This window comes from Streptomyces sp. NPDC098781, from assembly GCF_044759995.1.
In the GTDB taxonomy this organism is placed as follows: Bacteria; Actinomycetota; Actinomycetes; order Streptomycetales; family Streptomycetaceae; genus Streptomyces.
In genome coordinates this window covers 366,192-385,622 of sequence record NZ_JBIWAK010000010.1, presented here as the reverse complement: position 1 = coordinate 385,622, position 19,431 = coordinate 366,192, and the positions used below count along the sequence as shown (strand labels likewise).

General features: G+C 70.3%; 21 protein-coding genes. 12 read left to right on the top strand and 9 right to left on the bottom strand.

Features of this window, described 5'->3' with window-relative positions; all coding sequences use genetic code 11:
- The first annotated feature begins 70 nt into the window (after positions 1-70).
- The 4 genes from ACIQWG_RS35400 to ACIQWG_RS35385 all read left to right on the top strand — a co-directional run bounded on the left by ACIQWG_RS35400 (position 71) and on the right by ACIQWG_RS35385 (position 5,341).
- Positions 71-1,876 carry a bifunctional metallophosphatase/5'-nucleotidase gene (locus tag ACIQWG_RS35400; protein WP_404103394.1) on the top strand — a complete coding sequence of 602 codons (1,806 nt, stop codon included), beginning with the start codon at positions 71-73 and terminating at the stop codon, positions 1,874-1,876.
- A gap of 93 nt (positions 1,877-1,969) precedes the next feature.
- Positions 1,970-3,187, top strand: coding sequence for a DUF2993 domain-containing protein (locus ACIQWG_RS35395; RefSeq protein ID WP_404103391.1), 1,218 nt, complete (start codon positions 1,970-1,972; stop codon positions 3,185-3,187).
- A 170-nt stretch (positions 3,188-3,357) separates the two neighbouring features.
- Entirely contained in the window at positions 3,358-3,486 is a 129-nt protein-coding gene (locus ACIQWG_RS35390; RefSeq protein ID WP_404103388.1) for a hypothetical protein, read from the top strand.
- Between the two features lie 100 nt (positions 3,487-3,586).
- Complete coding sequence (locus ACIQWG_RS35385; protein ID WP_404103385.1) at positions 3,587-5,341, top strand: ABC transporter ATP-binding protein; 1,755 nt, start codon at positions 3,587-3,589, stop codon at positions 5,339-5,341.
- A gap of 56 nt (positions 5,342-5,397) precedes the next feature.
- Here the strand turns inward: ACIQWG_RS35385 and ACIQWG_RS35380 are convergent, their stop codons facing one another.
- Both ACIQWG_RS35380 and ACIQWG_RS35375 read right to left on the bottom strand, forming a co-directional pair.
- A complete protein-coding gene (locus ACIQWG_RS35380; protein ID WP_404103382.1) occupies positions 5,398-6,168 on the bottom strand; it encodes a carbonic anhydrase in 771 nt (256 codons plus the stop codon).
- 312 nt (positions 6,169-6,480) lie between these two features.
- Positions 6,481-6,759, bottom strand: a complete 279-nt coding sequence (locus ACIQWG_RS35375) for a hypothetical protein (RefSeq protein ID WP_404103380.1) — start codon at positions 6,757-6,759, stop codon at positions 6,481-6,483.
- Positions 6,760-7,207: 448 nt separating this feature from the next.
- Here ACIQWG_RS35375 and ACIQWG_RS35370 point away from each other — a divergent pair, with 448 nt between their 5' ends.
- The 3 genes from ACIQWG_RS35370 to ACIQWG_RS35360 are packed head-to-tail and all read left to right on the top strand — an operon-like array spanning position 7,208 to position 8,808.
- On the top strand, positions 7,208-8,041 hold the full coding sequence (locus ACIQWG_RS35370) for a helix-turn-helix domain-containing protein (RefSeq protein ID WP_404103377.1): 834 nt from the start codon (positions 7,208-7,210) through the stop codon (positions 8,039-8,041).
- On the top strand, positions 8,038-8,238 hold the full coding sequence (locus ACIQWG_RS35365; RefSeq protein WP_404103374.1) for a DUF397 domain-containing protein: 201 nt from the start codon (positions 8,038-8,040) through the stop codon (positions 8,236-8,238). The genes ACIQWG_RS35370 and ACIQWG_RS35365 overlap by 4 nt, the downstream gene beginning before the upstream one ends.
- Before the next feature lie 21 nt (positions 8,239-8,259).
- On the top strand, positions 8,260-8,808 hold the full coding sequence (locus tag ACIQWG_RS35360) for a hypothetical protein (RefSeq protein ID WP_404103371.1): 549 nt from the start codon (positions 8,260-8,262) through the stop codon (positions 8,806-8,808).
- 149 nt (positions 8,809-8,957) lie between these two features.
- Here ACIQWG_RS35360 and ACIQWG_RS35355 read toward each other — a convergent pair whose 3' ends face one another.
- The 7 genes from ACIQWG_RS35355 to ACIQWG_RS35325 all read right to left on the bottom strand — a co-directional run bounded on the left by ACIQWG_RS35355 (position 8,958) and on the right by ACIQWG_RS35325 (position 15,446).
- Positions 8,958-9,647, bottom strand: coding sequence for a hypothetical protein (locus tag ACIQWG_RS35355; protein WP_404103369.1), 690 nt, complete (start codon positions 9,645-9,647; stop codon positions 8,958-8,960).
- Between the two features lie 156 nt (positions 9,648-9,803).
- Complete coding sequence (locus tag ACIQWG_RS35350) at positions 9,804-11,249, bottom strand: ATP-binding protein (RefSeq protein ID WP_404103366.1); 1,446 nt, start codon at positions 11,247-11,249, stop codon at positions 9,804-9,806.
- The gene (locus tag ACIQWG_RS35345; protein ID WP_404103363.1) at positions 11,246-11,980 is read right to left on the bottom strand and encodes a response regulator transcription factor; all 735 of its coding nucleotides are present in this window, start codon (positions 11,978-11,980) and stop codon (positions 11,246-11,248) included. The genes ACIQWG_RS35350 and ACIQWG_RS35345 overlap by 4 nt, the downstream gene beginning before the upstream one ends.
- A 78-nt stretch (positions 11,981-12,058) precedes the next feature.
- Positions 12,059-12,256 (bottom strand): hypothetical protein, encoded by a 198-nt coding sequence (locus ACIQWG_RS35340; RefSeq protein ID WP_404103361.1) that lies wholly within the window; start codon positions 12,254-12,256, stop codon positions 12,059-12,061.
- Positions 12,257-12,267: 11 nt separating this feature from the next.
- A complete protein-coding gene (locus tag ACIQWG_RS35335) occupies positions 12,268-13,293 on the bottom strand; it encodes a S1C family serine protease (RefSeq protein ID WP_404103358.1) in 1,026 nt (341 codons plus the stop codon).
- 224 nt (positions 13,294-13,517) lie between these two features.
- Positions 13,518-14,540 carry a LacI family DNA-binding transcriptional regulator gene (locus tag ACIQWG_RS35330; protein WP_404103355.1) on the bottom strand — a complete coding sequence of 341 codons (1,023 nt, stop codon included), beginning with the start codon at positions 14,538-14,540 and terminating at the stop codon, positions 13,518-13,520.
- A 126-nt stretch (positions 14,541-14,666) separates the two neighbouring features.
- The gene (locus tag ACIQWG_RS35325; RefSeq protein WP_404103352.1) at positions 14,667-15,446 is read right to left on the bottom strand and encodes a winged-helix domain-containing protein; all 780 of its coding nucleotides are present in this window, start codon (positions 15,444-15,446) and stop codon (positions 14,667-14,669) included.
- Positions 15,447-15,628: 182 nt separating this feature from the next.
- On the opposite strand from ACIQWG_RS35325, the gene ACIQWG_RS35320 reads away from it, so the two are divergent.
- From ACIQWG_RS35320 to ACIQWG_RS35300, 5 genes are all read left to right on the top strand, one after another.
- Entirely contained in the window at positions 15,629-16,498 is an 870-nt protein-coding gene (locus tag ACIQWG_RS35320; RefSeq protein WP_404103350.1) for an alpha/beta hydrolase family protein, read from the top strand.
- Between the two features lie 102 nt (positions 16,499-16,600).
- Positions 16,601-16,855 (top strand): MoaD/ThiS family protein, encoded by a 255-nt coding sequence (locus ACIQWG_RS35315; protein ID WP_404103347.1) that lies wholly within the window; start codon positions 16,601-16,603, stop codon positions 16,853-16,855.
- A 1-nt stretch (position 16,856) separates the two neighbouring features.
- Positions 16,857-18,155 (top strand): hypothetical protein, encoded by a 1,299-nt coding sequence (locus ACIQWG_RS35310; RefSeq protein WP_404103345.1) that lies wholly within the window; start codon positions 16,857-16,859, stop codon positions 18,153-18,155.
- A gap of 183 nt (positions 18,156-18,338) precedes the next feature.
- Positions 18,339-19,076, top strand: coding sequence for a DUF2993 domain-containing protein (locus ACIQWG_RS35305; protein ID WP_404103527.1), 738 nt, complete (start codon positions 18,339-18,341; stop codon positions 19,074-19,076).
- 223 nt (positions 19,077-19,299) lie between these two features.
- Positions 19,300-19,380: an Ms5788A family Cys-rich leader peptide gene (locus ACIQWG_RS35300; RefSeq protein ID WP_350751515.1), complete on the top strand. Its 81-nt coding sequence runs from the start codon at positions 19,300-19,302 to the stop codon at positions 19,378-19,380.
- Positions 19,381-19,431 lie beyond the last annotated feature (51 nt).

Sequence of the window (19,431 nt, the reverse complement as noted above, 5' to 3'; positions counted from 1 at the left end):
GCGCTACGCGCGTTGACTCTAGGCTTGCCGCCCGACAGGGCCATGTCACTCACGACTCACAGGGGGGCGGATGTCAGCCACATCCCACCAGCACCGCAGACGCCGTACGTACGCACTGGTCGCGGGCGCCGCAGCGGTCGCCACGGCGGGCGCGCTCGCCGCGGCGATTCCGGCCACGGCGTCGGCGGGGGAGGGCTCCCAGAAGCACGGCGGGCACCACTTCGACCGCTACCAGGACGTCCAGCTGCTGTCCTTCAACGACCTGCACGGCAACCTGGAGGCGCCGGCCGGCTCCTCCGGCCGGGTCACCGAGCTCCAGGCGGACGGCACGACGAAGACCATCGACGCGGGCGGTGTGGAGTACCTCGCCACCCACCTGCGCCAGGCCCGTGAGGGCAACAGGTACTCCATCACCGCGGCCGGCGGCGACATGGTCGGCGCCTCGCCGCTGATCTCGGGCCTCTTCCACGACGAGCCCACCATCGAGGCGCTGAACAAGCTCGACCTGGACGTCACCTCGGTCGGCAACCACGAGTTCGACGAGGGGCCGAAGGAGCTGGCCCGCCTCCAGAACGGCGGCTGCCACCCCACCGCCGGCTGCTACACGGACAAGAAGTTCAAGGGCGCCGACTTCCCGTACCTCGCCGCCAACGTGCTCAGCGAGAAGAGCGGCAAGCCGATCCTCAAGCCCTACTGGGTGTGGAAGAAGCGGGACGTCAAGGTCGGCTTCATCGGCGTGACCCTGGAGGACACCCCGGGTGTCGTCTCCGCCGAGGGCGTCAAGGGCCTGAAGTTCAAGGACGAGGTCGAGACGATCAACAAGTACGCCAAGGTGCTCCAGCGCCAGGGCGTGAAGTCGATCGTGGCGCTCATCCACGAGGGCGGCCTCCCGGCCTCGGGCGCGTACAACTACGACTGTGACTCCCCCGGCGCGGGCGACGGCATCTCCGGTCCGATCGCCGACATCGCCAAGAACATCACGCCGTCGGTGGACGCGCTGGTGACGGGTCACACGCACGCGGCGTACGTCTGCACGATCCCCGACCCCTCGGGCAAGCCCCGCATGGTCACCTCGGCCGCGTCCTTCGGCCGGCTCTACACGGACACCACGCTGACGTACGACCGCTTCACCGGCGACATCGCCCGTACGGCCGTGAAGTCCGCGAACCACGTGGTCACCCGGGACGTCCCCAAGGCGCCCGACATGACCGAGCTGATCTCGAAGTGGAACACCCTCGCGGCGCCCATCGGCAACCGCGCGATCGGGTACATCTCCGCGGACATCCCGAGCGCCGGCACCGAGTCCCCGCTCGGCGACCTGATCGCCGACGCGCAGCTGGCGTACGGCAAGGAGCTGGACCCGGAGACGGACCTGGCCCTGATGAACCCCGGCGGTATCCGGGCGCCGCTCACCTACGCGGCCAAGGGCGGCGAGGGCGACGGTGTGGTGACCTACGCCGAGGGCTTCACGGTGCAGCCGTTCTCCAACACGGTGAACCTCCAGGACCTCACCGGGGCGCAGCTGATCCAGGTGCTGAAGGAGCAGGTGAGCGGCACGAACGCGGCCTCGCCGAAGATCCTCCAGATCTCCTCGGGCCTGACGTACACGCTGGACATGACGAAGTCGGGCGCGGACCGCGTGGTCACGGACTCGATCAAGCTCAACGGCGAGGCGATCAACCCGACGGCCACCTACCGCGTCGCGATGAACAACTTCCTCGCGGGCGGCGGCGACGGCTTCGCGACCCTGGGCCAGGGCACGAACGACCTGGTGGGCACGGACGACCTGACGGTGCTGGAGAAGTACCTGACGGCCAATTCCTCCGCCTCGAACCCGATCGCGCCGCCGGCCGCGAACCGGATCACCGTGAAGTAGTTCAACGCAGCAATTCGTGAAGTGACGTGAACTAGATCGCAAACCCCCGGTAGAGGTTGCGGGTGGGGGGCGTGCGCATGGTCGGATGGGCCGATGCGTTCCCCCCACCACATAACGGCGCATCCCTATCCAAACCCCTACGAGGAACTCGGCACTCTGGACGACGGGCCGCTGGAGCAGTTCCTCGTCGAGGACGTTCCTGAGGAACGGGCGGCGGCGGAGGCCGAGGACGATCCCTGGGCCCCGCCCAACCACCGCCGCAGCGGCCGGCGCAAGCGGCGCGGCCGGTTCGCGGGCCTGCCGCTCGCGCTGAAGGCGGTCGTCGGACTGGTCGTCCTCGCCGCCTTCGCCGGCCTCGCCGACCGCTGGGCGCTCCTCTACGCCGAGCGCAGAGCCGCGGACACGCTCAAGGACCGGATGAACCTCGCGGCCGCTCCCGAGGTGCAGATCGACGGCTTTCCCTTCCTCACCCAACTCGCCGACGAGCGGCTGGACTCGGTCCGGGTGACCGTCCCCGACGTGGCCGCCGACCGAATCTCGCTCGCCCAGGTGAGCGCGACGGCCTCGGACGTACGGCTGAACACCGACGGCCCCACCTCGGTGCGCGGTGCCGACGTGCCCCGTCTGGAGGGCGACGTCCTGCTCTCCTTCGCCGACCTCAACCGAGAACTCGGCGCATCCCAGGTGACGTTCACCGGCGAGGGCCGTGACCGGGTCCGGGCGCGCGGCACCCTGCCGGTCGCCGGGCACGACCTCAGGCTGCGCGCCGAGGCCCGGATCGTGCGCGACGGCGACCGCGGCATCGCCACCCATATCGGCGGAATGCGCCTGGACATCGGGGAGCTGGCCACCTACCGCCCGGGTGCCCGCGCGACCGAGGGCCTCCACCTGAGCCGGGCGTCGGCGGCCCGGCTCACCCACGAGACCCGCAAGGCGAAGGCGCTGCTGTCCGTCCCCGCGGTGGTACGGCGCCTCGGTGTGCCCGACTCCGTCGTCCGCGAGGCCCTGCGCAACGAGGCCAAGCTCACCGACCTGATCGGCACCCCGCGCTTCGTCCGCCAGGCCATGCGCCTCAACCTCATCGACCTGGCCCTCGACCACCCGAAGCTGCTGGGCCTGCTGGGCTTCGACCCCGCTCTCCTCGACGCCCTGCCCCGCCTCACCCGCCCGGTCCTCGTCGACCAGCTGTCCCTGGCCTTCCGTCTGCCCGAGCCGCCGAGCGGACAGATCAGGCTGCGGGACGTCCGGGTGGAGAAGGACGGGATCAGGGTGCGGCTGGAAGGCGAGGGGCTGGCGGTGGGGCGCCGGTAATCAATTCTGTGTGAGTTCGCGAATAGTTCCGGGAATTCTCTGAAAAACTCTCTCAGGCTCAATTAATAGAGGTCTCAGCGGAATTGGCGATTTTCTGGTTCGGGGTCCCGTAACGTTTTCCGTGTCGAAAGAAATCGACGCATGAACAGCAGAAAACAAAGGAGAACCCGATGAGCTTCCACAAGATCGCCCCCGTCAAGAAGACCCGCAAGCCCGCCGCCCCGGCCCCGGCGCCGAAGAAGAAGTGCACCGCGAAGAAGGCCGCCCCGAAGCGCCGCCCGGTCGCGCACAAGGGCTGAGGTCGACGGACGAGGCGGGGTCACCGGAGCGCTCGGGCTCCGGGGCCCCGCCTCCGGCATGTCCGGACGCCTTGTCCGGTACTGGGAAAGGGACTTGAGCATGAGGGAAGTGCGCACGGCCTTCCGCCGCTTCTGGCCGCTGACGCGGGGCGACCGGAGGTGGCTGGTGGTCATCGTGGCCTGCGTGGTGGTCGCCGCGCTGGCCGAGACCGCCTCGATCCTGCTGTTCGCGCAGCTCACCGACCATGCGCTGAAGGCCGGTTCGCTGTCGGCGTTCTGGGGTCCGGCGGCGGCCTGGCTGGGTGTCGCCGCGCTGGGCGCGCTGGTCGGCTATCTGGGCAACTCACTGGCGGCATGGACCGCCGAGCGATTCGTCCTGCGGCTGCGCGCGAAGGTGTTCCGGCACGTCCAGGACATGCCGCCGCACTTCTTCCAGCGGCACCGGCGGGGCGACCTGGTCGAGCGGCTCACCGGGGACGTCGAGGCCATCGAGGAGATGGTCGTCTCGGGCGTGGTCGGCACGGTCGCGGCGGCGTTCTCGGCGCTCTTCTACGCGGCGGCGGCGCTCTACCTGCGCTGGGACCTGGCCCTGGCCACCTTCGTGCTGGCCCCCCTGTTCCTGCTGGCCGCCCGCCGCTTCGCCGGCCGTATCCGCACCGCCTCGCAGGACGAGCGGGCCGCCGACGGCGGGATCACCTCGGTGGTGGAGGAGTCGCTGGGCAACGTCGTCCTCACCCAGGCGTACAACCGCCGCCGGGCCGAGGAGAAGCTGCTCGACCGCGAGGCGCGGGCCTGGATGGAGGCGTCGGTACGGGGTGCGCGGCTGAGCGAGCTGTACGAGCAGTTCGTCGAGGTCGTGGAGACGATCTGCGTGCTGACGGTGATCGGGCTGGGAGTGTGGGAGATCTCAGCGGACCGGATGACCCTCGGCGGGCTGCTGGCCTTCGCCGCCTTCATCGGCTACCTCTACCCACCGGTCCGCAACCTCGGCCAACTCGGCCTCACCCTCACCGCCGCCACCGCCGGCGCCCAGCGCCTGGGCGAGATCCTGGACGCCGAGCCGGCGGTCACCGACCCGGCCGACCCGGTCACGCGATGGCCGGTGCGGGGCTGGGTCGGCTTCCACGGCGTGTCCTTCACCTACCCCGGGGCGGCCAGGGAGTCGCTGCGCGAGCTGACCTTCACGGCCGGCCCCGGCGAACTGATCGTCGTCACGGGCCCGTCCGGCGCCGGCAAGTCGACGACGGCCAAGCTCCTCACCCGCTTCTACGACCCGCTGTCCGGCGTGATCACCCTGGACGGCGTACCGCTGCCGCACCTGGGTCTGGAGTTCCTGCGCGAGAACGTCGCCCTGCTGCCCCAGGAGACGCTGATCCTCAACGGCACCATCCGCGACAACATCGAGTGCGGCCGCCCCGGCGCGACCGAGCAGGACATCGAGGGGGCGGCACGTGCGGCGGCGGCCCACGACTTCATCGCCGCGCTCCCCGAGGGGTACGACACCCAAATCGCCCCCGGCACGGCGGCGTTGTCCGGCGGCCAGCTGAAGCGGATCACCATCGCCCGCGCGATGCTGCGCGCCGCGCCCGTCCTGGTCCTGGACGAACCGACGGCCGGCCTGGACGCGGTGGCCGCCCGCCAGGTCGTCCAGCCCCTGCGCCGTCTGATGTCCGGCCGTACGACGATCCTGATCACCCACGACCTGAGCCTGGCGCCGGACGCGGACCGGGTACTGGTCGTGGACGGCGGGCGGCTGGTGGAGACGGGGACCCACACCGAACTGCTGGCGCGGCGAGGGACGTACGCCCGTCTCGCGGGGCCGGCGCCCGAGGACACGGTCGTGCTGAGGAGGTGAAACGGCCAGGGGCCGCGGTTAGGGAGGCCGGTCCCGAACCGCGGCCCGCGCGTAGGTCAGGCCAGACGGTGGACGCGCTGGTCGCTCAGCTCGTAGCGGGCCCCGACGACGGCGAGTTCACCGGTGGCGATCTTCGCGGCGAGGTCGGGCTCGGCGGCGAGGGCGGCGCGGACGGCCCGTACGTTGGCGTCGATGGTCGCGTCGACGCGGGCGTCCCCTTCCTTGGTGCGGTCTATGTTCGGCGCTATCCGGTCGGCTATGTACTGGATGTGGGCCGGCAACGACTCACCGCTCTCGTCCGCCGCGACGGCGGCCTTCACGGCCCCGCACGACTGGTGCCCGAGCACCATGACCAGCGGGATGTCCAGTTCGAGCACGCCGTAGGCGACGCTGCCGAGCACGGCCTCGTCCAGGACCTCACCGGCGGAGCGCACGGTCATCAGATCACCGAGCCCCTGGTCGAAGACGAGCTCCGGCGGCACCCGGGAGTCGATACAGCCGAGCACAACGGCGAACGGCTCCTGACCGGACGTCAGGCTCTGCCTCACAGCGGGCGATTCATGCGGGTGCCGCTGACGAAAGGTGCGCCAGCGCCGGTTGCCGACGGCGAGCTCACGCAGCGCCTCGTCCGGGGTACCGGGCCGGTTCCGGGACGTGGTCGTGGGGGTGGCGGATGCGGAAGCCGCGCCGAGGGCGGTGGAGACCCCCACGGCCGCGGCCCCGGTCAGCCCGGCCCGCAGCAGTGCACGACGGGCGGGCGAGGGGAGGGCGAACCGCTTGGGGGCGGATGCGGTCGGCTGTGCGCCGACGGAACTCTCAGCGTTCACGGCACGGAACGTACGCCCGAATGACCGGACAACTGTTCGCGTTACCCAATCATGACCGGGCGCGGGAACTCCATGATCGGCTTTTGGTCCGCTCTTGGTGTTCTCCCGCGCCCGCCTTGACCTTTCGCCCCGGGCGCCGCCTCAGGAGGCGGCCGGCAACCAGTCCCCGAGCCAGTCCGCGACCTCTTGCGCCGCCGCCTGAGCGTCGGTCAGCTGGGGCCGGTCGGTGCTCGCCGGGCCCGAGCCGGCGCCCGTGTTCCGTGCGGGGGATGGTCCGCGATTCGGTCGCCGCTCGGCGCGCAAAGGTTGCCGTTAGGGGATACGGCGCCCCCGGCTGACCGCGACCCGGAGCGCTTCGTCCAGCGACTCCACGGCCCGGGTGAGCGCGAACCGCACCGCGACCTCGCCCGCGACGGGGTCGGCGAGGACGGCTCTGGCGCCGACGAGAACCTGTTCCCCCGAGTCGAGCTGCGCGGCCTCCATGTCGTCGGCGAGCCGGGTGAGCCGGCTGTGGTCGCTGTCGGCACTGAGGTAGCAGGGCTTCCCGTCGGGGGTGGTCCAGGGGAGGAGGCGGAGTTCGCCGCAGCTCATCGGGAGGCCCCCTCCGGGATGTGGTGCGGGGTGGCATCGATTCCGTAGGCGGCGGCCCAGAGGGTGCGGCGGCGTTGCAGGATCCGTTCCCGCTCGCAGCGGCAGACGTGAGCGGGGCGACGGGGTGTTGCGGCCAACGGCCGCTCGGGGACCGGGCGTTGAGACGCGGCAGCCTGATGTCGTGCATCCGTTCGCAGCAGTACTCGTACGAGGGGAGCCAGTAGCGATCCGAGGAGCCGGGCGGTACGTTCGCGCATGTCGGCGGTCTCCTTCCAAGGCATGCGTCGGCCACGCCCCCGAGCCGAGTGCGATCGGCTGCGGGGGTTCTGTCATGGCCGGGGTCTGACGAGCGGTGATTACCGTTCGTGTCTCGATCGTCACAGGTGGGACGTACGCTGCGGAAGAGGGTCGGTGTTGTCTGCGGCGCCAGGCAACGGGGAGGGGTGACGTGGGCGAACTCGTTGACAGGGACGGGGGATCGGGGCGGGCCGCGCTGGGCCGGACCCTGAAGCTCCTCCGAGAGAAGGAGGGCAGGTCGCTTGGGCAGCTGGCCGACGAGACCGGGTACGACAAGAGCTACCTGAGCCGTCTGGAGTCGGGACAACGTCTGTCCAAGGCGGCGGTCATGGAGGACCTGGACGCCTACTACGGCACCGGTGACCAGCTGATTCGCCTGTGGCGCGACGCGCGCAAGGACGTCATCAAGGACAAGTACAAGGGGTTCATGGAGCTGGAGGCGACCGCGCGGGTCATGTGGATGTTCCAGCTGCGGGTGCCGGGCCTGTTGCAGACCGAGGACTACGCCCGTGCGGTGTTGTCAGGGTTGTCCGGAGCCCAGACAACGGCCGGCAACGCCGAAGAAGTCGAGGATCAGGTGGCGTTGCGGATGGGGCGGCAGGAGTTGCTGCACCGCGATCCGCCGCCGAATGTCCGGGTGATCCTGGACGAAGGGGCGCTGCGGCGGCCAGTGCCCGACGCGAAGGTGTGGGCGGACCAGTTGTCCCATCTGCTGGAAGCGACGCAACTGCCCAACGTCCGACTCCAGGTGTTGCCCTTCACCGCAGGCGTGCACGACCTGATGGACAGCCACCTCTGGCTGTTCTGGCAGCGGACCGGGGACCCTGTTGCCTACGTGGAGGGCAACGGATTCGGCGAGGTGATCGACGATCCGGACAAGGTTCTGTCGATCCGCTTGTCCTACGATCTCGTCAGGGATGCGGCGCTGACTCCCACGGAGTCGACGGCGTTCGTCACGCGCCTTCTGGAGGAGTGCAGACCATGAAGCGGACCCTGGATCTCAGCGCTGCCGTGTGGCGTAAGTCGTCCTACAGCGACGGGGGCGGGACGAACTGCGTCGAGGTCGCCGAAGGCCACCCCGGCATAGTCCCCGTCCGGGACAGCAAGCGCCCGGACGACGGTTCCGTACTCGTCTTCGCGGCGACTTCCTGGACGGTCTTCGTGGACGGCATCAAGAAGTAGGAGCCGAGCAATGGGGGTTTCATGTCGACCGTAGTCTCTAAGCCTGTCTTCCGAACGATCCTCGCCCTCTCCGCGGTCCTGCTTTCAGCTGGAGGTTGCGCGTCCGAGAGTGACGACGCGAACCACCCGCTGCCGCGGCGGGAAAAGGACGCCGCGCTGAAGTGGGCCAAGGACTACACCGCGTACATGGCCAGGATCACCGATGTTCAGCTCACCCCCTCGACAGCCAAGGTGCACTTCGAGGCCTGCATCGGGGCGAACGACGAGGTAGCCGAGGACGGTCGGTACAGCCTTTTCTACTACGTCAACTCCCCTGCACTTGCCACGGAACACACACACGTGGTGCGGACGCTCCGCCGGGAGCTGTCCGAGCAGGGGTACGAGGTCACGGGATACCGGGAGTTCAAGAATGCCCACGAGTCGGCGGTGTTCAGAGCCGGCAACAAAGAGAACGCCTATCGGGTGACGGCCGAGACCGTCGGCTCCGGTAAGACGAAGCCCCAAGCGCTCTCTTTCTCCGTACGCACCCCGTGCATGCTCCCGCCCGGCGCAAAGCAGCAGCAGTTCTGAGCGTCCAAGAGCAACGGTGAACCAGTGCCGCGTCAGGCAACGTTTGCCCTGTCGGCGAGCTCGCGGAGGCCACCGACCCCGTGCGCCCGGCGCGCAATCCGCAGCAGGCGCTTGCCTTCGTCTTACACGTGATCGCGTCTGACATGCCATCATGCGGAAACCTCAGGTGGTGCGTAGTGATGCAAGTAGTCACGCAGCTGCGGTTCGAGCTGGGACATGTCGCCGCCGTTGACCGCACGCCAAAGACGGTTCTCGATCCAGAAGCGATGGGCGAACTCCTCGAACGACGGTGCACACCAGAGGATCGCGGCCAACTGCTCCTCCGAGTCATCGAGGTCGCTCTCTGTCTCCTCCCCGTCACGTTGAGCCTCGTACTCGTATTCGTAGTCGAGGTGGGAGTGCACCACGAACGCCTCGCCGGAGGAGCGAAGGTAGAGGTACCAGATGACGCAGTCCTGCTGATCCCGCAGGAATCGCACGAGGAAGGAACCAGCATCGACCGGACTGGGTAGTGGTTGCGAGATGTCGGTCCAGCAGCCAGTCACCGAGACCTCGTCCAGCGAGCCGTACAGGTTCGCGCTGGTCTGGAAAGTGACGAAGTCCTGCGGCAGAGACAGGCTCCTGGCTGCCAGATCCCCCGCCAAGTCGTTGAGCCTCGCGACCTGCTCAGAGTCCAGGCCTCGGGTGCCACCGAGCCACTGGAAAGCGCCTGTGAACTGGATGGAGTCGAGCGGCGGCAGGCTCTCGTACGGATAGCGCTCATAGGTGTAACGGCAGGCGCGGTACTCGCCGAGGTCGGTGGCGCACCACGCGGCGTCGAAGCCGAGCGAGGACAGCACGGACCCGGATTGTTCATCAGGCATCGGAATCCCAGTTGATCACTGCGAGCGGAGATATCAGTGCCAGCTTGGCAGCCGCCACCGACAACTCCTACAACAGGCGGGCCAGACCGGTTCCCCAGAGCCGGGTCAGGGCGAACGTTGCCTGATACGGCACTAGCCGAGCTCCCGCGGCTCCGCGGGCGGAGGAGTAGCCGCCCCCGGCAGCCGTACCGTGGCCACCGTGCCCCCGCCCTCCGCGCGGGCCAGGGTCACCTGGCCGCCCGCCTGTTCGACCGTGCGGGCCACGATGGACAGGCCCAGGCCTGAGCCGGGCAGCGCCCGTGCGCTCGGGGAGCGCCAGAAGCGGTCGAAGACGTAGGGGAGTTCGTCGGCGGGGATGCCGGGGCCGTGGTCGCGGACGGTGAGGACGCCGTCGTGCAGGGCGACCTCGATCGTGCCGGACTCGGGGCTGAACTTCACCGCGTTGTCCAGGATGTTGACCACCGCGCGCTCCAGCGCCGCCGGTTCCGCCCGGACGTACCAGGGCTGGAGGTCGGCGGTGATCGTCAGCTCCGGGCCGCGCAGGCGGGCGCGGCGCAGGGCCGAGCCGACCGTGTCCTCCAGTGAGATCACCTGGACGCGTTCCCCGCGCTGGCCCTCCGAACGGGACAGCTCCTGCAAGTCGCCGATCAGGGCCGCCAGTTCGGTCATCTGTGCCTTCACCGAGGCGAGCAGGGCCTTGCGGTCCGCCTCCGGGATCGGCCGGCCCGTCTCCTCGCTGCGGGTGAGGAGTTCGATGTTGGTGCGCAGGGAGGTGAGGGGGGTGCGGAGCTCGTGGCCGGCGTCGGCGATGAGCTGCTGCTGGAGTTCGCGGGAGCTGGCCAGTGCGGACGTCATGGAGTTGAAGGAGCGGGAGAGGCGGGCGACCTCGTCCTCGGAGTCGTCCTCCACCGGGATGCGGATGTTCAGGTCCTCGGTGCGGGCGACGTGCTCGACGGCCTCGGTGAGCTTGTCGACGGGGCGGAGCCCTGCGCGGGCCACGGCGAGGCCGGCCGCGCCGGCGCCCACCACTCCTACGCCGGAGACCAGGAGGAGGATCAGGGCGAGGTCGTTGAGGGTGGACTCGGTGCCCTTGAGGGGGACGGCGAGCTGTAGGGCGACACCTTGCCCGTCGTTCTGGTCCACGCCCAGGTATCGGGTCAGCACGCGTACTTCGTTGCCGTCGTCGTCGGTGCCGTTGCGGAAGTAGATCTCCTCGCTGTTCGCGCCCTTGATCGCCTCCTCGTCGGAGCCGGTGACCTTGACCGCGCCCGGGGAGTTCTGGTCGACGCAGGGGTCGCCCTTCTCCTTGATCGCCTGGACATAGTCGTTCCGGGCAGGGAACACGTGGGTGTTCCCCTGGGGGTCCTGTGTACAGCTCTGCAAGAGCGAGGCGACCGTGCCAGGCCTACGCGCCATGTCCTTCAGGTCGTCATTGAGCTGCTCGTAGAGCTTCCCCTGCACAATGAACCAACAAGTCACCGAAACCGCCGCCACAGCGAACGCCACCGCCGCCGCGACCAGCAACGCCAGCCGCGAGCGAATCGGCAGCGACCGGAACCGGCGCAGCACCTTGCTCACTCGGCGCCGCCCTGTCGCAGGGCATAGCCCACGCCCCGCACCGTGTGCACGAGCCGCGGCTCGCCGCCCGCCTCGGTCTTGCGGCGCAGGTACATGACGTACACGTCCAGCGAGTTCGACGAGGGCTCGAAGTCGAAGCCCCACACGGCCTTCAGGATCTGCTCCCGGGTCAGCACCTGGCGCGGATGCGCCATGAACATCTCCAGCAGCGTGAACTCCGTACGGGTCAGCTCCACCGGCCGCCCACCCCGGGTGACCTCGCGGGTCGCGAGATCCATGCGCAGGTCGGCGAAGGTCAGCGCCTCGTCGTCCTCCACGGCGGCCGCCCCGGCCGCCGCGTACGAGCTGCGCCGCAGCAGCGCGCGGACCCGGGCGAACAGCTCGTCCAGTTCGAAGGGCTTCACGAGGTAGTCGTCGGCGCCCGCGTCCAGCCCCGTCACCCGGTCGCCCACCGTGTCGCGCGCGGTCAGCATGAGGATCGGGGTCGTGTCACCGGTGCCGCGGATTCGGCGGGCCGCGGTCAGGCCGTCCATGCGGGGCATCTGGATGTCGAGGACCACCAGGTCGGGCCGGTAGGCGGCCGCCTTCTCCAGGGCGTCCGCGCCGTCGACCGCGACCTCGGTGTCGTATCCCTCGAAGGCGAGGCTGCGCTGGAGTGCTTCACGCACGGCCGGCTCGTCGTCGACGATCAGGATGCGCTGGGGGTCACGGTCGACCTCGGCGGGGCTCATGGGCTCGGGATCCTCGGGTGCGGTGGGGCGGGGGCTGGGCGGCTGAACGCCTTCAGCCTTGCACGATTCTCGGCCTTCTCAGGCTCGTACGGTACGGCGACGGCCGCGGGCGGCGGTGGCCCGGCGACCCGTGCGGGGGCGGTCGGCGGCCAGCTCCGGCGCCCGGGACGCAACCGTGGGCGCATGCAGGGCGCCGGCGACGGCGAGGGCCAGGGCGAGGTCGGCCGGACCGACGCCGGTCGCGGTGTGCTCGACCTGTTCGAGCTGCTTGGTCATGTCGTACTCCTTCAGCTCTGCGACCCGCCGCGCAGCTTCGCCAGGTCGGCCTTGACGGTGTTGATCGGGATCGCGAAGCCGAGGCCCACGCTGCCCGCGTCGGACGAGCTCGAACCGGAGGCCGAGTACATCGCCGAGTTGATGCCGATGATGTTGCCGTTCATGTCGATCAGCGCGCCGCCGGAGTTGCCGGGGTTCAGGGACGCGTCGGTCTGGAGGGCCTTGTACGTAGTCGTCGACGACCCGGTGTCGCCGTTGAACTGCTGACCGCCGAACTCGAACGGCCACTGCCCGTTGCCGCCACCGCCCTGCTGCTGCCCCTCGTCCGTCGAGACGGTCACGTCACGGTCGAGCGCCGACACGATGCCGCTGGTGACCGTGCCGGTCAGGCCCTCGGGCGAGCCGATCGCCACGACCTGGTCGCCGACCTGGACCCCGTCGGAGTTGCCGAGGGTGGCCGCCGTCAGCCCGGACGCGTCCTGGAGCTTGATCAGCGCGAGGTCCTTGCTGCTGTCGGTGCCGACGACCTCGGCGGTGTACTCCTTGCCGTCGCTGGTCGTCACCTTGACCTGCGAGGCGCCCGAGACGACGTGCTTGTTGGTGATGATCTCGCCGTCGCCGGTGATGATCACGCCGGAGCCGGTGGAGGAGCCGGCGTTGGACTGGGCGTTGATCTCGACGATGCTCGGGCTGACCGCCTTGGCGACCCCGGAGACCGTGCCCTTCTGGCTGGAGGGGACGACGTTGGCGCTGGTGGAGCTGGCGGTGGCCACGGTGTCGTTGCCGGTCAGCTCCTGGATGCCGTACGCCGTGCCGCCGCCGATCGCCGCGGCGACGATGGCCACGGCGGTGAGCAGGGCCACGGGTCCGCGGGGCCGGCGCCGGGACCTCGGCTGCTGGGCGACGGGCTCGGTGAGGAGAGCGGTGGGAGCCGACGGCTGGTGGGCCGGCGGCGGCGGCCACTCCGGGTTCACGGGGGAGGAGGCGTGCTGGTACGGGTTCTCGTACTCGCCGCTGTGGCGGAAGCTCTCGGTCATGTCCATGAGCTTCTCGCCCGACCATGAGAGCTTCCTGAGCGCCGCCTGAGAAGCCCGGCAGAAGGCCGTATGCCCGATATAAAGCTCCCGCTGGCCGCGAGCGGGGGCCGCTCAGAGACCTCTCAGGAAAGCCAACCGGACTGCGACATCCCAAGGGGTGCGGGGAACCGCGCGATCAACCACACACAACCGGCAGCCGCACGACCACGGAAGTCCCCGAGTTCTCAGGCGCACCCGCACGACCGTCGGACGACAAGCTGCGACGGAAACACCTTCAACCGCTCCCGACGAGACCCCGCGACCCGCAACCCGTCATCCAGGACGAGATCCACGGCGGCCCGGGCCATCGCCGAGCGATCCGAGGCGATGGTCGTCAGCGGCGGATCCGCCAGCGCCGCTTCCTTGATGTCGTCGAACCCGGCGACGGCCAGCTCCTCCGGCACATCGATCCGCAGCTCGCGCGCGGCCCGCAGCACACCGAGGGCCTGGTCGTCGGTGGAGCAGAAGATCGCGGGCGGACGCTGCGGTCCGGCCAGCAGATCGAGCGCTATGCGATAGGCGTCGTAGCGGTTGTACGGCGCCTCGAAGAGCCGCCCCTCGGTGGGGATACGGGCCTCGGCCATCGCGCGCCGCCAGCCCTCGACGTGGTCGGAGACGGGGTCGCCGACCGCCGGGGTCTCCGCGGTGCCGCCCATACAGGCGACGTACTCGTAGCCGTGCTCCAGAAGGTGGCGTACGGCGAGCTGGGCGCCGCCGAGGTCGTCGGTGACGACGGCGACGTCGTCGATGGCCTCGGGCCGCTCGTGCAGCAGCACCACGCGCGCGTCCCAGGCCTCGATCTCGGCCGCGGCCAGGTCGTTGAGGGCGTGCGAGACGAGGATGAGCCCGGAGACGCGCATCCCCAGGAACGCCCGCAGGTAGTGGACCTCGCGCTCGCCGACGTAGTCGGAGTTGCCGACGAGCACCATCTTTCCGCGCTCGGCGGCGGCCCACTCGACCGCGTGCGCCATCTCCCCGAAGAAGGGCTGGCGGGCGTCCGGCACGATCAGGCCTATGAGGTCCGTGCGCCGCGAGGCCATCGCCTGGGCGACCCGGTCCGGGCGGTACCCCAGTTCCTTGATCGCGGCGAGGACACGCTCGCGCGTGGCCGGGGCGACCGGCCGGGGTCCGTTGTTGATGACGTAGCTGACGACGGCAGTGGAGGTCCCTGCCAGCCGTGCGACGTCATCGCGAGTCACCTTGGCCACGCGCGGAGTCTACGCGGATGGACCCGCTCTGGGCAGGGCGTGAAGGAGGTCCCTTCCCGCCCTCGGTCACCCTTCTGCGCGAAAGCGGCGCCGGGGGCGCCCCGCCGGAGGGCCGGGCGCGCCCTTCTACGCGTCGGCCCGGACCTCGGCGCCGCCGAAGGCGCCCGCCTCGTCCCCATCCTCCGCCTTTGCCTGGGCGGCCTTGGCCTTGGCCTCGTCGCCGGACCGGTCGCCCTTCTCCGGCGTAACGAATCGATAACCGACGTTCCGCACGGTCCCGATCAGTGACTCGTGCTCGGGGCCGAGCTTCGCGCGCAGTCGTCGTACGTGCACGTCGACCGTCCGGGTGCCGCCGAAGTAGTCGTAGCCCCAGACCTCCTGGAGCAGCTGTGCGCGCGTGAAGACGCGGCCCGGGTGCTGGGCGAGGTACTTGAGGAGCTCGAACTCCTTGAAGGTCAGGTCGAGGACCCGCCCCTTGAGCTTGGCGGAGTAGGTCGCCTCGTCGACCGACAGGTCGCCGTTGCGGATCTCCATGGGGGAGTCGTCGCTGACGATCTGCTGGCGGCCCATGGCCAGCCGCAACCGGGCCTCCACCTCCGCCGGACCGGCGGTGTCGAGGAGTACGTCGTCGATGCCCCAGTCGGCGGTGACGGCGGCCAGGCCGCCCTCGGTCACGACGAGGACGAGCGGGCACCCGGGCCCGGTCGACCGCAGCAACTGGCACAGGCTGCGCACCTGGGGCAGGTCGCGGCGGCCGTCGACGAGGATCACGTCGGCGCCCGGGGTGTCGACGAGGGCCGGGCCCTCCGCCGGAGCCACGCGCACGTTGTGCAGCAGCAGGCCGAGTGCCGGGAGCACCTCCGTCGACGGCTGGAGGGCATTGGTCAGGAGCAGCAGCGAACTCATACGTCGGTTCCTCCTCGGTCCCTGCGAGGACGTGTGGGGTGCGTCACCTGCTCTGCGATCCCGGTTGGCCCCGTACACCCGCGGTCACCTGGAGTTTCCCGCTTCGTATACAACGCTTCCGAAAGCACAAAAGGACCCGGGGGCTACGCTGCCCGAGTCCTCTGTCCAGCAGAATAGCCGACATGGGCGCTGGCACGGCAGGTCATGTGGCACGATCGACGGTTCGTCCGAACTCTGAGACGACCAGACGCACACCTTTGCGGACGATTCTGGCCACCGACGACGGAGTGGCGATCGATTCCGTATACGACCCGGGGTCGGTTGTATACGACTCCTCCCGTCCATCCGCCGGTGACCTGGCGTTCGTCGTCGCCCACGGCTTCACGGGCGACGTGGACCGGCCGCATGTACGACGGGTGGTGGCCGCCCTCAGCCGACACGCGGCCGTCGTCACCTTCTCCTTCCGGGGCCACGGCGGGTCCGGCGGGCTCTCCACGGTCGGCGACCGCGAGGTGCTCGACCTGGCGGCGGCGGTGCGCTGGGCCCGCGGGCTCGGGCACCGGCGAGTGGTGACCATCGGCTTCTCCATGGGCGGCTCGGTGGTGCTGCGGCACGCGGCGCTGTACGGCGAGAAGGACGGAGGCGCCGGACAGGACGGGGCGCACACGGACGCGGTGGTGTCGGTGAGCGCGCCGGCGCGCTGGTACTACCGGGGCACCCCGCGCATGCGCCGACTGCACTGGCTGGTGACCCGGCCCGAGGGACGTCTGGTGGGCCGCTACGGATTCCGTACCCGGATCCAGCACCGGGGGTGGGACCCGGTGCCGATGTCTCCGGTGCAGGCCGTCCCGAGGATCGCGCCCACGCCGCTGCTGATCGTGCACGGCGAACTGGACGGCTACTTCCCCCTCGACCACCCCCGGATGCTGGCCGACGCGGCCGGTGACCACGGGGAACTGTGGCTGGAGCCCGGCATGGGGCACGCCGAGCACGCGGCCTCCGAGGAGCTGCTGGACCGGATCGGGGACTGGGCCGCCGGCCGGGCGGGCTAGCCTGGGCGATGCTCACCGCCCATCGCGTCCGGCGCGCGCCTTGTGCGCCCCGTGCGCCCCTTGCTTCCCGGCGGTGATCATGTCGATCGATTGAGGAACCAGATGGCAAAGGTCACGGTGCGCTACTGGGCCGCCGCGAAGGCCGCAGCCGGGGTCGCCGAGGAGCCGTACGACGCGGAGACGCTCGCCGAGGCGCTCGACGCGGTGCGTGCGCGACACCCCGGGGAACTGACGCGCGTCCTGCGGCGATGCTCGTTCCTCGTCGACGGTGATCCCGTGGGCACCCGCGGACATGAGACGGTACGGCTGGCCGACGGCGGCACGGTCGAGGTGCTCCCGCCGTTCGCAGGAGGGTGAGATGACCAACCAGCCGTATGAGGGCGGGGCTCCCTACCAGGGGGCTCAGCAGGGGCACGAGGGATACGACCCGTACCAGCGGCAGACGCCGCAGGGGTGGCCCGCACAGCAGCAGGCGTACGACGATCCGCACGCCGCGCAGCAGTACACCCAGCAGTGGCAGGGGCAGACCTGGGAGACCCAGGTGCAGCCGCCGGCCGCGCCCGCCGCGGAGGAGACCGCCTATCTGCCGCCGCAGACGGGTGCCGCGGCCGGGCCCTATGTCGCCGGGTACCAGGAGGCCGCCTCCGCGGAGTACCGGGGCGGCGCACACGCCTCGGGGTATCAGGCGGGCGGCTGGGACGGGATGCCCCAGGGACCCGCACACGCGCAGGGGCAGACGGGTCAGCCGTACGTCCAGCAGCAGCAGCCGCAGGCACAGTCGCAGCCGCACCCGCAGGCACAGCCGCAGCGGGCGCACGCCCAGGCGTCCCGGTCCGGCGCCGAGGCGGACGGCGAGCAGGGCGAGGGTCCCTCCTACGGTCCGGCCACCGTCGCAGGGAACTCCCGCATCACCGACGCCCAGCGGGCGCGACTGGAGGGCCGTTCCCCGATCATCGAGCCGGGGATGCAGCCGGCCGGGCTCACGGCGCTGCTGGGGCTGCTGCTCGCGGTGGCGTCGGCCATCGGGTCGTACGCCCTTGTCGTGCCCCTCGTGGCGCTCCAGGCGGTGACCGCGGCGGGCTGGTTCCGGCTGAACGGCATGTGGCCCGCCCGGCAGGGCATCGCGCTGGCCTTCGCGGGGGCGCTGACGGCGGACGTGGCGTTGCTCGCGTCCGATCGCGCGCCGGCGGCGATTCTCGGCACGCTGGGTGTCTGGGTACTGCTCGCGCTGGTTCTCCAGCTGCGGTCGCACGCCGACCCGGACGAGCGGATGTACGGCCTGATGGCGACGGTGGCGTCTTCGGCGCTGGCGATCGTGGCATCGGGGTATCTCGCGGCCGAGGCGGACGCGGTGACCGTGGGCGCGGTGGCGGTCGCCGTCGCGATCGTGGTGCGCGCCTTGCCGCTGCCGACGGCGGCTTCCGTGGGCGCCGCGCTGGTCGCGGGCGTCGGCGCGGGCGCCGTGGCCGGTGCGATCACCGGCGTGGGGGCCGATGGGGCCCTGCTCGGCGGGGGTGCGGCGATGTGCGCGCTGATCGGGCACCGGGTGGCGAGCTACGACTATCCGTCCCGCTTCGTCCACTTCACGGCGGGCGTCGCCCTGCCGCTGGCCGCCGCGGCGCCGGCGGTCTATGTGCTCGGGCGGGCGCTGGTCTGAGGCGCGGTCCCTGCTGGGCGCCGGATCGTGCAGACCGGCGTCCAGGAGTGATCGCCCGCCTGTCACAGATGATCGACAATCTCCGGATCGACTCCCTTCCCAGGGTTACTCTCGCGCTGGACGGCCACCCGGTCGTCGTTGACCGTCGTCGTTGACGACCACCAGGTGGGGGAACACCACAACATGCGCGCCCTGCGGATACTGCTGATAGTCGTCGTGATCCTGGGCGGCCTGTTCGTGCTGGCCGACCGGCTCGCCGTCGGGTTCGCCGAGGACGAGGCGGCGAGCAAGCTCCAGAACACCGAGAACCTCGCCGAGACCCCCGATGTGTCCATCAAGGGCTTCCCGTTCCTGACCCAGGTCGCGAGCGGCTCGCTGGACGACGTCGAGGTCGGCATCAAGGACTACGAGGCCGCCGCCGGCACCGACGGCAGGACGATCCGGATCGACGACCTCAAGGCCGACATGAAGGGCGTCGAGTTCTCCGGCGACTACAGCTCCGCCACCGCGGCCACCGCCACCGGCACGGCCTCCGTCACCTACGCCGAGCTGCTCAAGACCGCCCAGGCCGAGCCCACCCAGGTCGCCCCCGGCGTCACCGCGAACGTCGTGGGCCTCGCCGACGGCGGCAACGGCAAGATCAAGGTCGCCGTCGAGGCCACCGTGCTCGGCACCAAGCTGCCCAACCCGGTCTATGTCCTCAGCTCGGTCACCGCCGAGGGCGACACCGTGCGGGTGAAGGCCGACGACCTGCCCAGCTTCGGCGGCGTCGACATCGCCGAGAACCGCGCCCGCGCCATCACCGACTTCGAGCAGAAGATCGACGGTCTGCCCGGCGGCATCCAGCTCGACAGCGTCCAGGCGGCGAAGGACGGCGTCGAGATCACGGTGAAGGGTTCGAACGTCCGGCTCGCCGGGTAGTACGGCCGGCGACGGTGGGTAGTACGGCCGGCGACGGTGGACGTGCTACGTCCAATTAGCGAGACGGCGTCGTCCGTACCGTAGATGTGATGCGCGCCGCATGAGCCCGGAGCCATGCGGCAGCGGTCTTCACGGGCCCCTCCATCCCATATTCCGGACGATCGCGTCTCAGAATGCGACACGCCGGTGACATGCCCGCCTGTCCCTCCCTACGATCGAGGTCATGAAGCGACAGGCGGATCTCACGAAGCGGCGGGCAGTGGACCTCTGCCGCGTTGCCGCCATGCTCTGTCGCCCCTTCTGAGCGGAAGCTCTTACTTCCGCGTTTCCCCCAGCCCTGACCAGGGCACAGGTG

Bases quoted from the DNA above. Each gene is read 5' to 3' on its own strand.
- ACIQWG_RS35400 (WP_404103394.1), top strand. From the start codon at position 71: ATGTCAGCCACATCCCACCAGCACCGCAGACGCCGTACGTACGCACTG.
- ACIQWG_RS35395 (WP_404103391.1), top strand. From the start codon at position 1,970: ATGCGTTCCCCCCACCACATAACGGCGCATCCCTATCCAAACCCCTAC.
- ACIQWG_RS35390 (WP_404103388.1), top strand. From the start codon at position 3,358: ATGAGCTTCCACAAGATCGCCCCCGTCAAGAAGACCCGCAAGCCCGCC.
- ACIQWG_RS35385 (WP_404103385.1), top strand. From the start codon at position 3,587: ATGAGGGAAGTGCGCACGGCCTTCCGCCGCTTCTGGCCGCTGACGCGG.
- ACIQWG_RS35375 (WP_404103380.1), bottom strand. From the start codon at position 6,759: ATGAGCTGCGGCGAACTCCGCCTCCTCCCCTGGACCACCCCCGACGGG.
- ACIQWG_RS35365 (WP_404103374.1), top strand. From the start codon at position 8,038: ATGAAGCGGACCCTGGATCTCAGCGCTGCCGTGTGGCGTAAGTCGTCC.
- ACIQWG_RS35360 (WP_404103371.1), top strand. From the start codon at position 8,260: ATGTCGACCGTAGTCTCTAAGCCTGTCTTCCGAACGATCCTCGCCCTC.
- ACIQWG_RS35345 (WP_404103363.1), bottom strand. From the start codon at position 11,980: ATGAGCCCCGCCGAGGTCGACCGTGACCCCCAGCGCATCCTGATCGTC.
- ACIQWG_RS35340 (WP_404103361.1), bottom strand. From the start codon at position 12,256: ATGACCAAGCAGCTCGAACAGGTCGAGCACACCGCGACCGGCGTCGGT.
- ACIQWG_RS35335 (WP_404103358.1), bottom strand. From the start codon at position 13,293: ATGACCGAGAGCTTCCGCCACAGCGGCGAGTACGAGAACCCGTACCAG.
- ACIQWG_RS35325 (WP_404103352.1), bottom strand. From the start codon at position 15,446: ATGAGTTCGCTGCTGCTCCTGACCAATGCCCTCCAGCCGTCGACGGAG.
- ACIQWG_RS35320 (WP_404103350.1), top strand. From the start codon at position 15,629: ATGGGCGCTGGCACGGCAGGTCATGTGGCACGATCGACGGTTCGTCCG.
- ACIQWG_RS35315 (WP_404103347.1), top strand. From the start codon at position 16,601: ATGGCAAAGGTCACGGTGCGCTACTGGGCCGCCGCGAAGGCCGCAGCC.
- ACIQWG_RS35310 (WP_404103345.1), top strand. From the start codon at position 16,857: ATGACCAACCAGCCGTATGAGGGCGGGGCTCCCTACCAGGGGGCTCAG.
- ACIQWG_RS35305 (WP_404103527.1), top strand. From the start codon at position 18,339: ATGCGCGCCCTGCGGATACTGCTGATAGTCGTCGTGATCCTGGGCGGC.
- ACIQWG_RS35300 (WP_350751515.1), top strand. From the start codon at position 19,300: ATGAAGCGACAGGCGGATCTCACGAAGCGGCGGGCAGTGGACCTCTGC.